Annotated in this window: 15 protein-coding genes; 14 read left to right on the plus strand and 1 reads right to left on the minus strand. The window is 41.6% G+C overall.

Annotated elements, in window-relative coordinates; translation table 11 throughout:
- The first annotated feature begins 3 nt into the window (after nt 1-3).
- The 5 genes from MHH31_RS02545 (at nt 4) to MHH31_RS02565 (ending at nt 4,895) form a co-directional block, all read left to right on the plus strand.
- Entirely contained in the window at nt 4-696 is a 693-nt protein-coding gene (locus MHH31_RS02545) for an alpha/beta fold hydrolase (RefSeq protein WP_008346929.1), read from the plus strand.
- 127 nt (nt 697-823) lie between these two features.
- Nucleotides 824-1,162, plus strand: a complete 339-nt coding sequence (locus tag MHH31_RS02550; RefSeq protein WP_017358401.1) for a hypothetical protein — start codon at nt 824-826, stop codon at nt 1,160-1,162.
- Between the two features lie 166 nt (nt 1,163-1,328).
- Nucleotides 1,329-2,819 carry a DEAD/DEAH box helicase gene (locus MHH31_RS02555; RefSeq protein WP_041507152.1) on the plus strand — a complete coding sequence of 497 codons (1,491 nt, stop codon included), beginning with the start codon at nt 1,329-1,331 and terminating at the stop codon, nt 2,817-2,819.
- Between the two features lie 110 nt (nt 2,820-2,929).
- The gene (locus tag MHH31_RS02560; protein WP_342462282.1) at nt 2,930-3,409 is read left to right on the plus strand and encodes a PH domain-containing protein; all 480 of its coding nucleotides are present in this window, start codon (nt 2,930-2,932) and stop codon (nt 3,407-3,409) included.
- Nucleotides 3,399-4,895 (plus strand): PH domain-containing protein, encoded by a 1,497-nt coding sequence (locus tag MHH31_RS02565; protein ID WP_342495242.1) that lies wholly within the window; start codon nt 3,399-3,401, stop codon nt 4,893-4,895. Before MHH31_RS02560 ends, MHH31_RS02565 begins: the two co-directional genes overlap by 11 nt.
- Nucleotides 4,896-4,951: 56 nt before the next feature.
- Here MHH31_RS02565 and MHH31_RS02570 read toward each other — a convergent pair whose 3' ends face one another.
- Complete coding sequence (locus tag MHH31_RS02570; protein ID WP_342495243.1) at nt 4,952-5,557, minus strand: rhomboid family intramembrane serine protease; 606 nt, start codon at nt 5,555-5,557, stop codon at nt 4,952-4,954.
- 94 nt (nt 5,558-5,651) lie between these two features.
- Here MHH31_RS02570 and acpS point away from each other — a divergent pair, with 94 nt between their 5' ends.
- From acpS to MHH31_RS02615, 9 genes are all read left to right on the plus strand, one after another.
- Nucleotides 5,652-6,017, plus strand: coding sequence for a holo-ACP synthase (gene acpS / locus MHH31_RS02575; RefSeq protein ID WP_342495244.1), 366 nt, complete (start codon nt 5,652-5,654; stop codon nt 6,015-6,017).
- A gap of 160 nt (nt 6,018-6,177) precedes the next feature.
- Nucleotides 6,178-7,194 carry a DUF4367 domain-containing protein gene (locus tag MHH31_RS02580; protein WP_342495245.1) on the plus strand — a complete coding sequence of 339 codons (1,017 nt, stop codon included), beginning with the start codon at nt 6,178-6,180 and terminating at the stop codon, nt 7,192-7,194.
- A 135-nt stretch (nt 7,195-7,329) separates the two neighbouring features.
- Nucleotides 7,330-8,511: an alanine racemase gene (gene alr / locus MHH31_RS02585; protein WP_342495246.1), complete on the plus strand. Its 1,182-nt coding sequence runs from the start codon at nt 7,330-7,332 to the stop codon at nt 8,509-8,511.
- Between the two features lie 294 nt (nt 8,512-8,805).
- The gene (locus tag MHH31_RS02590) at nt 8,806-9,087 is read left to right on the plus strand and encodes a hypothetical protein (RefSeq protein WP_003214273.1); all 282 of its coding nucleotides are present in this window, start codon (nt 8,806-8,808) and stop codon (nt 9,085-9,087) included.
- A 4-nt stretch (nt 9,088-9,091) separates the two neighbouring features.
- Complete coding sequence (gene ndoA, locus MHH31_RS02595; protein WP_003214169.1) at nt 9,092-9,442, plus strand: type II toxin-antitoxin system endoribonuclease NdoA; 351 nt, start codon at nt 9,092-9,094, stop codon at nt 9,440-9,442.
- A 114-nt stretch (nt 9,443-9,556) separates the two neighbouring features.
- Nucleotides 9,557-10,387, plus strand: a complete 831-nt coding sequence (locus MHH31_RS02600) for an RsbT co-antagonist protein RsbRA (RefSeq protein ID WP_058336383.1) — start codon at nt 9,557-9,559, stop codon at nt 10,385-10,387.
- A 4-nt stretch (nt 10,388-10,391) separates the two neighbouring features.
- Nucleotides 10,392-10,760, plus strand: a complete 369-nt coding sequence (gene rsbS / locus MHH31_RS02605) for an RsbT antagonist protein RsbS (protein WP_003214235.1) — start codon at nt 10,392-10,394, stop codon at nt 10,758-10,760.
- A 2-nt stretch (nt 10,761-10,762) separates the two neighbouring features.
- A complete protein-coding gene (locus tag MHH31_RS02610; protein ID WP_003214085.1) occupies nt 10,763-11,164 on the plus strand; it encodes an anti-sigma regulatory factor in 402 nt (133 codons plus the stop codon).
- A gap of 10 nt (nt 11,165-11,174) precedes the next feature.
- The gene (locus tag MHH31_RS02615) at nt 11,175-12,182 is read left to right on the plus strand and encodes a PP2C family protein-serine/threonine phosphatase (protein WP_017358394.1); all 1,008 of its coding nucleotides are present in this window, start codon (nt 11,175-11,177) and stop codon (nt 12,180-12,182) included.
- Nucleotides 12,183-12,185 lie beyond the last annotated feature (3 nt).

The raw sequence follows: 12,185 nt of genomic DNA on the forward strand, positions 1-12,185 counted from the left end.
AGGGTGATTGGCTGTCTATGTATACACGGTTTTACTGGTGCCCCGTATGAAGTAGAGCCGCTTGCAGAATATTTAAAGCAGACGACAGATTGGACGGTACAATCTGTCACGCTTCCGGGGCATGGGGAGGAACTTCAGCTCAAAGGCATTCTCTATCAGGAGTGGATTGCCACCGCTGAATTAGAACTCTTATCCCTTTACCGAACATGTGACACCATTTATTTGGTCGGCTTTTCTATGGGCGGGATGATTGCCTCATATCTAGCAGCGAAGTATCCAGTGGCCCGTCTTGTTCTGTTAAGTGCTGCTGCTAAATATGTAAACCCAAAACAAATGATTCAAGACACAAGGCAGATGGTGAAGGAATCCTTGTCTGGTTTGATTGATACCAACCCATTGTATGATCGATATCGTCATAAGCTGACGAGTACACCGCTATCAGCTGCTGTAGAATTTATGAAATTGGTGAAGCAAACGAAAGGTTCTCTTGAAAAGCTTCATCTACCTGTCTTGATCGTTCAAGGTGAAAGTGATGGGATCGTCCCCGCTTCTAGTGCAGAATTCATTTATCATAAAATCCCGTCCCGTCAGAAAGAAATGTTCTATTTACCTGATTGTAAACATCACGTTTGTCATGAACCTTGTGCACAGCAATTGTTTGAGAAAGTCGAACAATTTCTAAAAAAAACAATTTAATCTATAGAAAAGCTAAAATGTGGCTAAACTAATATAAATTGAATCCCACTTGTTAAAATTTGCATCATTTTTGTCGAATGAGTGACAGGCCTATGTTACAATAGGTAAGAAAAGGTGGTCGATTCGGTTGTTTCAATATGACGGAAAAACCTTTATCCCGCAGTCTAATTCGAGCAATGGGGAAGTATCGGAAGGAACCATATTTCAATATCGTCAGGACGGGAATATTTTAACGGGCACATATCAAGGCGGCAGTATTCAATCTGGCGTGCTTGTAGGAACTGTGAATAAAGACGGAGCACTTCATTTTAGATATCACCATGTAAGTAAGGATGGCAGCATGAGAAGCGGTTCATGTCATTCCACTCCTAAGCAGCTGGATAACGGAAAAATTCAACTGTTTGAAAAGTGGAAATGGATGGACGGAGATCAAAGTGAAGGTGAATCGGTCATTGTCGAGCAGTAGATATATCCATTTCTGTCTTGTTGAAAAACAAATAGTGTAATGGTAAGATATAATGTAGGGTAATTCGGGCTTTGTATATAATGGACCTGTCCTTTCATACAAAGGGCAGTTTTTAATGATCATTCACGAGATTACTGAAACAGCAATTAGAAGGAGTTTGAATAATTTGACTATAACGTTTCAAGATTTTCAATTAAGCGAAAGTCTCATGAAAGCTATTAACCGCATGGGATTTGAAGAAGCAACACCGATTCAAGCGGAAACAATTCCTCTCGGTCTTCAGAATAAAGATGTCATTGGACAAGCACAAACAGGAACAGGAAAAACTGCAGCGTTTGGTATTCCTCTTGTAGAAAAAATCGACCCAGCGTCTCCAAATATCCAAGCGATTATCATTGCGCCAACAAGAGAATTAGCGATTCAAGTATCTGAAGAGCTATACAAAATTGGCCAAGACAAGCGTGCGCGCGTACTTCCGATTTACGGTGGACAAGATATCGGTCGCCAAATCCGTTCGCTCAAGAAAAATCCTCATATCATCGTAGGGACTCCAGGACGTTTACTCGATCACATTAACCGTCGTACAATGCGTCTTCAAAATGTTGAAACAGTCGTGCTTGATGAAGCAGACGAAATGCTAAACATGGGTTTCATCGAAGACATTGAATCGATCCTTTCAAATGTACCAAGTGAACACCAAACACTTTTATTCTCTGCGACAATGCCTGCACCAATTAAGCGTATTGCAGAACGTTTCATGACAAACCCAGAACACGTAAAAGTAAAAGCGAAAGAAATGACTGTATCTAACATCCAGCAGTTCTACTTGGATATCCATGAACGTAAAAAGTTTGATACATTGACTCGTCTTCTTGACATTCAATCACCTGAGCTTTCAATTGTCTTCGGCCGTACAAAGCGCCGCGTTGACGAATTGACTGAAGCACTGAACCTTAGAGGTTATACAGCTGAAGGAATTCATGGTGACTTGACTCAAGCGAAACGTATGGTTGCGCTTCGTAAATTCAAAGAAGGTTCAATCGATGTGCTTGTAGCAACAGACGTTGCAGCACGTGGACTTGATATTTCAGGCGTAACACACGTGTATAACTTTGACGTGCCACAAGATCCAGAAAGCTATGTACACCGTATTGGACGTACTGGACGTGCTGGACGTACAGGTATGGCGATGACATTCATCACACCACGTGAAAAAGATATGCTTCGTGCGATCGAGCAAACGACTAAACGTAAAATGGATCGTATGAAAGAACCAACACTAGATGAGGCAATCGAAGGACAACAACAAGTAACCATTGATCGTCTGCGCACAATTATCAGTGAAAACAACTTAAACTTCTACATGACAGCAGCTGCTGAATTATTAGAAGATCATGATTCTGTTACAGTGGTTGCGGCTGCCATCAAAATGATGACAAAAGAGCCAGATGCAACGCCTGTTCGTTTGACAGATGAAGCACCAATGGTTTCAAAACGCAATCGTAACAACCGCAGCTCTTCAAAACGTAGAGACGGTGGCGGCGGAGGCGGCTATCGCGGAAAAAGCCGTTCATCTTACGGTGATAAAAAGCGTTCTTCAAATGACCGCAATCGTTCTTCTAACGATCGTCGTCAAAAGAAATCTTATAACAACTAATTCAAAAGCGAATCCTTTGCAGGGTTCGCTTTTTTTAACAGGCCTAATGAAACTTTTTAGGCTTTCTTTCGTAATATATTGATAGAAAAGTAAGAGAATGGGGGAAGAATGTGAGAAAACAGCCGCAACGTCAAATCAGTTTAAATGGATTAAAAGTATGGCGTCTTCAAAATGGAATTATCTCATTGATTTTCTTATTCATCATCATTGGGGTATTTGTAGCTAGTTATTATTTTCAATGGCCATATTGGATTGGAGCCATCCTCATCGGTTTGTGGATTTTACAGATCATCTTCGGAATCTGGCTCATACCGAAAATCCGCCATCACATCTGGCGCTACGAAGTATTTGAGAACGAAATTGAAATACAGCACGGACTGATTCGTGTCACACGTGTCATTGTGCCAATGGTACGTGTTCAGCATGTGGATACATCCCAAGGGCCGCTTTTAAGGCGCTACCGGTTGGCATCTGTTCAAATTTCTACTGCTGCGACAGTGCATGATATTCCGGCACTGGAATTAGAAGAGGCAGATGAGCTTCGCGATTACATATCTCGATTAGCAAGGGTGACGGAAGATGATGTCTGAACCAAAACGTGTACATCCAATCTCGATGTTCATTGATTTTATATCAGATGCCGTATCCATGATCAAAAACTTCATTATCCCTTTTTTCGTGCTTATTTTTGTGAACTCGAATTCAAGTATTCGTTTTTATGCGTTTATCATTCTTGGTGTGCTTCTTTTATGGAAAGCTGTTTCAACCGTTTTAGCATGGAGACGATTCACCTATCGAATGGAAGACGATGAATTTCGAGTAGAATCAGGTGTCATCACCAAAAAGAAAAAGTATATCTCGTTAGAACGAATTCAAACGGTGAATACAAGTGAAGGCATCTTCCAGCGGATTTTCGGTTTGGTTCGGGTGCAAATCGAAACGGCAGGCGGGACGGATGGACCTGAAGTGAGCCTGACGGCCATTACAAAAGCAGAAGCTGAGCAATTAAAGCAATCGATTTTCAACCGGAAGAAAAGCTTGCAACAAGAAGAAATGAATGATGAAAATTTAGATCTCCCTGATCCTCTGACAGCGCAACAGCCTGTAGAAAAAGAAATCAGCGTTTCCTACCGAATGGGTATACCAGAGCTGCTTTTGGCTGCGACCACTTCAAGCGGAATCGGCGTCATTATTTCTGGGTGTCTCGCCATTTACACACAAATAGATGAAATTCTGCCTTTGGACGGATTCTTCAAACGGTTTTCTTTTTTAAGTCATGCGAGTGTTGAGATTTATGCGATTCTCATATTTATTGCCGTATTGATTGCGTGGATTCTTAGTGTTGGGGTAACAGCCCTTCAATATGCGAATTTTAACGCAAAACGAAAAGGGAAAGACATCATCATCACAAGAGGACTCATCGAAAGGCATCAAATGACTATTCCGCTTGCGAGAATTCAAGCAGTGAAAATCAAAGAAAATATTCTGCGTGAACCATTTGGTTTTGCGACGGTCATGCTTGTCAGCGCAGGAGGTTCCATTACAGAAAAAGAGACTTCTTCTGTCTTATTTCCACTCATACGGAAGAAAAAAATCAATGAATTGTTAACGCAATTTACAGATCAATATCAGCTGGCACCAGAAAGTGAATTGAAAAAAGTGCCGAAGCGTTCACTAAAACGTTATCTGATATCTTACGGATTTGTTCCATTACTTGTAGGTATAATCCTTTCTGTACGTTTTCCACCATGGGGATATTTGGCGCTGATTCCATTACCGTTTGCCTTGTTTTTTGGGTATTTAGCCTATAAACAATCAGGATATGTGATCAAAGATCAACTGATTCAATTAACGACAAGAGGTATCGGCAAGACCACCGGAATTGTTTTAAGAAAACGAATGCAAAACTATACGATGACCCAATCCTATTTTCAAAAGAAAGGGCGGGTGGCAAGTATTCACACCTTTGTGAAGTCCTCTGCCTTGCTTGATTCCTTTGGTGTGCATCACCTTGAAGAGGAAGATGCTGAACGTGTATGCGATTGGTATTCCTATGAAACGAATCAATCAACTTAAACAAAAAAATGTCGATCAGCTCCCGTTAAACGGAGTGATCGACATTTTTTATGAGCTTAATAGCGTCGTTTTTTTGAATGGAAGAATAGGGTGATCGGTGCTAGGATCATGCCGCCTATCAATCCAAATAAGTGGGCCATGATGTTGATGTTCGAGTTGACGAACGTCATAATAACAGAAACGCCGAGAATCGTTAAGATGACCTGAGAATTACCACGGTCCATCATATGCGGTTTAAATAGGACAAGATAAAGATAGACGCCAAATAAACCAAATATCGCACCAGAAGCCCCGACATGTACGTACTCTAAAGGCTCCACCCAATAGGTTCCGAGATTGCCAATGAATCCAGCACCCAGATAAATCACAAGAAATCGAACCTTTCCAAGCAAATACTCAAGTGCTGGAGCGAATAGGAAGAGCGACATGGAATTGAACAGAATATGTGTCAGACTTCCGTGAAGAAAAATAGGCGTTAAAAGCCGCCACCATTCTCCTTCTGCAACACCATAATTAAAACCAACGAGATGGTCCTGCCCAAGCTGGATCATTGGAATAGGGATTGCAAATAAAAGCCATAGGCCGATTTGCAAAGCAAGGATCGCTGTTACGATTGGATACGATCTAATAAATTGTTGAAAGCTCTCCGTTCGAATAAACATAACAAACCCCTTTTGACTAGATAATGGTAAGTTTATAGTAACACGTTTATGAAGCGAACATCCAAATTAGTACGAGTATCATAGGAGGTACCACATGATTAAAGGAATCGGTATGGATATTGTAGAGATCGGCCGGCTGTCACGAGTGCTTAGCAGGCAGCCCCGTTTACCAGAAAGAATTTTGACTTTACGTGAACAGGAAGTCTTTCGCACACTAAGTGAAAAGAGACAGCTGGAGTTTCTGGCAGGACGTTTTGCGGCGAAGGAAGCATTCGCAAAAGCATACGGTACGGGAATTGGTCAGTATGTCAGCTTTCACGACATCGAGATACAAAAAGATGTGAACGGAAAACCTCTCATCAAAAGTGAGAAAACAAAAGAAGACTACGTTCATGTATCCATTACACACACAAAAGAATATGCTGCAGCACAAGTTTTAATTGAAAGGTTGTCAAGCTAGTCTGCATATTGTTTGTCCCCCCTTCATATATTGGGTAGTGCGATAAGGAAGGGCGAGTTGCTAACAGGCTTTGATGGTTCGCGGTACGCAGTTAACTCTTGAGGCGTACTGTTAAAGTCAAACAAGCGGTTTCTTCCTTTTAACACAATTAACGAAGGGGTTGAAAAGGGTGAGAAAAAGCTTTGTTTTGCTTGTAACGGGGATCCTTTTTGTACTGATTCTCTCCGCATGCGGTCAAAAATCTCAACAGGTTATCGTTGGAGATTTAAACAAAAAGGCAGAGGAAATGACATCATACAAAGCCAAAGCAAAAATGACCATTGAGACAGGAAATGATCCGCAGGAATACCATGTGGAAATTTGGTACAAGAAGCCGGAGCTTTACCGTGTCTACTTAGAAAATCCGAAGAAGGATCAGAGTCAAGTCATTTTAAGAAATGGCAATGGTGTATTTGTGCTGACACCTTCATTAAACAAAAGCTTCCGCTTCCATAGCGATTGGCCGAACAACAGCAGTCAGGTGTATTTATTTGAATCACTTGTGAAAGACATTAAAAATGACAGTGCAGCTCAGTTCAAAGCAAAAGAGTCGAAGTACGTTTTTGAAACAAAAACCAACTATCAGCACAACCAAATGCTGCCGACCCAAGAGATTACCTTTCATAAAAAAACAATGGCGCCTGCTAGTGTGAAAGTACTGGATAGCGATAAAAAGCCAATGGTGAAAGTAGAATTCTCTCACTTTGAATTCAACAAATCCTTTGACAAAGACGCCTTTGATGAGAAGAAAAATATGACACTTTCTCAAATGGATGTTGCCACAAGTGCAGATCCATCTGACAGCTTTGCGGTGAAAACGCCTGTGGATATGCCAGAGGGCGTGAAGAAAATGGAAGAGAAAGAAATGACAACAGATGCCGGGAAGCGTTATGTGATGACGTATGGCGGAAAGAAATCCTTCACACTCATTCAGGAAAAAGCGCGGGTAGCAGAAGCGTCTACGCCTGTGACGATGAATGGTGAGCCAGTCGATCTTGGCATGACAGTGGGTGTTCTGACAGACAAATCTCTTTCTTGGACATCTGATGGAGTTGACTACTTGATTTCTTCAAGTGATTTATCGAAGGAAGAGCTCTTGATGGTTGCAAAGAGTGTAGAAGGACAGTCAGCTAAATAAATACCTCAGGCGAGAGCCTTAGATATGAAACATCAGCCCTATACAAGGGCTGATTTTCTTTGATTTGTTTCACTTTATTCCTGATTTTTAGTATCATATGAGGGGATTGAATCATTCAATAGGGAAGTGTGACGGATGGACACAAACGCCTTTTATAGAGACACATGGGCAGAAATTAATCTATCAGCAATCAAGCATAATGTTTCACATATGAAAGATCATATCGGTCAAAATGTTCAACTAATGGCTGTGGTGAAAGCCAATGCATATGGACATGGAGATATAGAAGTGACAAGAGCTGCTCTCAAAGCAGGAGCAGACGTATTAGCCGTCGCCTTTTTAGATGAGGCCATTTCTTTAAGAAATAAAGGCATCAAAGCACCAATACTGGTACTCGGCGCTGTACCTGCTGAATATGTCAAAGTCGCCGTTCGATACAATGTCATCATGACTGCATACTCCATCGATTGGCTGAGAGACGTCACCAACATGATGAAAGGGCAGATGGGACAGCCTATACGATTTCATTTGAAAATAGACAGCGGAATGAACCGATTAGGTGTGAAAACGATTGAGCAAGTGAACGAAGTGAAAAAACTTGTCAGCGAGCACTCTTATTTACAGCTGGAAGGCGTATTTACTCACTTTGCGACAGCAGATGAAAAGGATGAGTCCTACTTTGATCGGCAGGTCGACACCTTTCAAACACTGCTTGAGCCGCTTCATACGGACAAGCTGCTCGTTCATTGCGCCAACAGTGCAACGGGTCTAAGGTTTAAAGACGTCTTGTTTAACATGGTTCGCTTCGGTATCAGTATGTACGGGCTGTCACCGTCAGAAGAAATCAAGGATGAACTGCCTTTCAAGCTCGAAGAAGCTATGTCTCTTCATACAAAACTTGCCCATGTGAAGCACATTCAAAAGGGTGAGAGTGTCAGCTACGGAGCAACGTATACAGCCAATCAAGATACGTGGATCGGCACGGTTCCAGTTGGTTATGCAGATGGATGGATCCGGAAGCTGGCAGGAACGGAAGTACTTGTTGGTGGAAAGCGCCGGAAGATCGCCGGAAGGGTTTGTATGGATCAATTCATGGTTGAACTGAAAGACAAGCTTCCAGTAGGGGAACCGGTCGTTTTAATTGGTAAGCAAGGAGAAGACATGGTACCAGTCGATGAAATCGCTAAAAGACTTGAAACCATTAACTATGAAGTCACGTGCTCGATTGGCCACCGTGTTCCAAGAGTATATATAGAAGACGGCAAAAGAGTGCAAGTGCGGAATCCACTCCTTCAAGGCGGATCAAGTTTTTTATAAACAACATTCAAAAAGAACGATAGTCAAACTGACTTCGTTCTTTTTTATTCGACAAAAATAGGGTAAACATTCTCCCTTTTTTAGAGATTTTGGAAATACCGTATGATTTTCGGAAAAAAGCGTATAATGGGAAAGAGGAACTCCATTATCATCTTGATTTACGGGTGGCGAGCCGCTTCATGTTCTAATAAGAAATCATGAAAAAACAGCTTTGCTTGTGCATTGAATAATGGTATGATTAGTCTTGGAATGGATCGAAACGGTATCCGTAAGTTTTGTGGAGGTGTATGTTTTTTGTCTGAATCCAGCGCAACAAACGAAATGAAGATTCGACTGCCGGAGGCTTTAATGTCTGAGATCGAACGAGTAGCAGAGCAGGATAAGGTAACAAGAAATGAATTGATCTACCGAGCGACAAAAACGTATATTCGTGAACGTAATATTCGACAAAATCGTGAATCGATGAGACGCGGCTACATGGAGATGGCGAAAATTAATCTGAATATCTCTTCAGAGGCACAATACGCAGAATTTGAGGCTGAGAATACAGTTGAGCGATTAGTCAGCGGGGGTTAAACATTTGATTGTTAAACGCGGTGATGTTTACTTTGCTGATTTATCTCCTGTTGTTGGCTCCGAGCAGGGCGGGGTTCGCCCGGTATTGGTGATTCAAAATGACATTGGAAATCGCTTCAGCCCGACTGCTATCGTTGCAGCCATAACAGCCCAAATACAAAAAGCGAAATTACCGACTCACGTCGAAATTAATGCAAAGCGCTACGGCTTTGAACGAGATTCTGTCATTCTTTTGGAACAAATTCGTACAATCGATAAACAAAGATTGACAGATAAAATCACACATCTTGATGATGAGATGATGGAGAAGGTTGATGAAGCCTTACAAGTTAGTTTGGCTCTTATTGATTTTTAATATGGTGATACTTGGTTGCTCTATTGGGAGCAACTTTTTTTGTGTTCAATTTTTTTTAACGTTATAATGAAGAAAGACTAAAGAAGAGCTTTAAATGTAAGTAGGGGGTAAAACATGTCGAATCATATCGTGTTAGCTTTTGCAAGAAAGCACCAAAAGGAATTAGAAACAGAGTGGACGGACATTTTAAAACGACTCGGAGAAAAAGAAACGGACATGATGCTGAACGACAAAATGTATGAAACCATCTGTTCGGAATATGTTCAACTCATCATTACATCTCTTTCAGAGGGGGATAATGAAGATTTTGAAGAAAAAGTGCAAAATTTTGCTTTGAAAATCGTTCAAATGGGTATATCACTTAAGTTACTGGCAAACGGTCTAACGGAAATCCGTACACATTTATATGAAAAAATGAACGATGACAAAGATACAACACAAGAAAGTCATGACCTCATCTGGCAAATCGATCGATTCATCACACCCATCCATAATGAGATCTTAAACCAGTATTCCATCTCATGGGAAAAAACCGTCAGCCTTCAAAAAATTGCGCTGCAGGAACTTTCTGCCCCGCTAATCCCTGTATTTGAGCACATCACCGTCATGCCACTTGTTGGCACAATTGATACAGATCGTGCGAAAAAAATTATGGAGAACCTGCTTAATGGTGTCGTCAAACATCGCTCACAGGTCGTTTTGATTGATATCACGGGTGTACCTGTCGTAGACACAATGGTGGCACACCATATTATTCAAGCGTCAGAGGCTGTGAGATTAGTAGGAGCGAAGTGTTTACTTGTCGGTATTCGCCCAGAAATAGCCCAAACAATCGTTAACCTTGGAATTGATTTATCTCAGGTTACAACAAAGAATACCCTTCAAAAAGGAATTCAAACTGCTTTGGAAATGACAAATCGAAAAATTGTTTCATTGGAGGGATAACCAATTGAGAAATCACCCGAAGATTCCAATCTTAAAATTATATAACTGTCTTCTGATTTCAATACAGTGGGAGCTTGATGATCAAACAGCTCTTCACTTTCAAGAAGACTTACTGAATAAAATTCATGAAACAGGAGCAAACGGTGTGGTCATTGACTTAACATCCGTCGATATGATTGATTCATTTATCGCAAAGGTATTAGGCGATGTGATCACCATGTCCAAGCTCATGGGGGCAAAAGTTGTATTAACAGGAATACAGCCGGCAGTCGCTGTGACGCTTATTGAACTTGGCATTTCACTGGAAGAAATTCAGACAGCACTAGATCTTGAACAAGGGCTTGAGACACTGAAGCGGGAATTGGGGGAATAGATATGAAAGACCAATCCTGTGTAAAAATATTGACGGAATGGGACATAGTCGCAGCAAGACAATTGGGGCGGAATGTTGCAAAAGAACTTGGTTTTGGAACAGTTGACCAAGCAAGAATTACGACGGCCATTTCAGAATTAGCTCGTAACATCTATTTATACGCTGGTAAAGGTCAGATTTGTATAGAAGAAGTGATGGAGCGCGGAAAGCGTGGACTCAAAGTCATCGCAGCCGATGAGGGGCCTGGCATCATGGATATACGTAAAGTAATGGAAGACGGATTTTCTACATCAGGCGGACTCGGAGCAGGCTTGCCGGGCGTCAGAAGACTGATGGATGAATTTAAATTAGATTCCGCACCAGAACAAGGAACTGAGATACAAGCTGTCAAGTGGCTTCGCTAGGAGGGAAACCATGGATTTTAAGGAGGTAATGGAGCAGCGGTACCATCAGCTGCTCAGTCGTTATATCAGTGATTTAACTGAAACATCGCTTTATCAAGCTCAAAAATTTAGCCGCAAAACCATTGAGCATCAAATACCTCCTGAAGAAATAGTGAGTGTTCACCGAAAAGTGATTCAGGAGCTTTACCCTGATTTGCCGGAAGATGTCTTTCATTCACTAGACTTCTTAATTGAAGTCATGATTGGATACGGACTTGCCTACCAGGAGCATTTAACACTAAGAGGCATCCAGCAAGAAATTAAGTCGGAAATTGAAATTGCTGCAAATGTTCAGCAAACCCTTCTGGAAACGAAAATTCCAGAAGGAGACACATTTGATATCGGAGCCATCAGTGTGCCGGCAAAACAGATGAGCGGGGATTATTACCATTTCGTAACAGATCACGATACAATCAATATCGCGATTGCAGACGTCATTGGGAAAGGCATTCCAGCTGCGCTCTGTATGTCGATGATTAAGTATGCGATGGACTCCTTGCCAGAGTCAGGCAGCGGCCCAACGAAAGTGCTCAAAACCCTTAATCGTGTGGTCGAGCAAAACGTAGACCCAAGCATGTTTATCACCATGTTTTATGGCAGCTATAATAAAGAAACACATGAATTTAAGTACGCATCGGCTGGACATGAGCCGGGCTTTTTCTATTGCAAAAAAGAGAATCAATTTTACGATTTAGATGCAAAGGGTCTTGTGCTTGGAATTGCACCAGATTTTGATTATAAGCAGTATGAGAAGCATTTGGACGTAGGGGATATGGTGATCTTATTCTCTGATGGTGTCACAGAATCCAAATCGGAGGATGGCTTCCTAGAGCGTGAGGATATCAAAGCCCTGATATCTGAGAACCTATCCTACTCAGCTCAGGAAATGGTGGATTCCATCTATGACAGCTTACTCAAGCTGCAAGAATTTCAGCTGCATGATGATTTTACGTTACTTGTCCTCAAAAGGAAGGTTTAGAAA

The sequence above is a fragment of the Bacillus sp. FSL K6-1033 genome (assembly GCF_038630765.1).
In the GTDB taxonomy this organism is placed as follows: Bacteria; Bacillota; Bacilli; order Bacillales; family Bacillaceae; genus Bacillus; species Bacillus altitudinis.

What these genes read in the sequence shown, in the direction of transcription:
- MHH31_RS02565 (WP_342495242.1), top strand. Translation starts at nt 3,399, where the DNA reads ATGATGTCTGAACCAAAACGTGTACATCCAATCTCGATGTTCATTGAT.
- MHH31_RS02570 (WP_342495243.1), bottom strand. Translation starts at nt 5,557, where the DNA reads ATGTTTATTCGAACGGAGAGCTTTCAACAATTTATTAGATCGTATCCA.
- acpS (WP_342495244.1), top strand. Translation starts at nt 5,652, where the DNA reads ATGATTAAAGGAATCGGTATGGATATTGTAGAGATCGGCCGGCTGTCA.
- alr (WP_342495246.1), top strand. Translation starts at nt 7,330, where the DNA reads ATGGACACAAACGCCTTTTATAGAGACACATGGGCAGAAATTAATCTA.
- MHH31_RS02600 (WP_058336383.1), top strand. Translation starts at nt 9,557, where the DNA reads ATGTCGAATCATATCGTGTTAGCTTTTGCAAGAAAGCACCAAAAGGAA.
- MHH31_RS02610 (WP_003214085.1), top strand. Translation starts at nt 10,763, where the DNA reads ATGAAAGACCAATCCTGTGTAAAAATATTGACGGAATGGGACATAGTC.
- MHH31_RS02615 (WP_017358394.1), top strand. Translation starts at nt 11,175, where the DNA reads ATGGATTTTAAGGAGGTAATGGAGCAGCGGTACCATCAGCTGCTCAGT.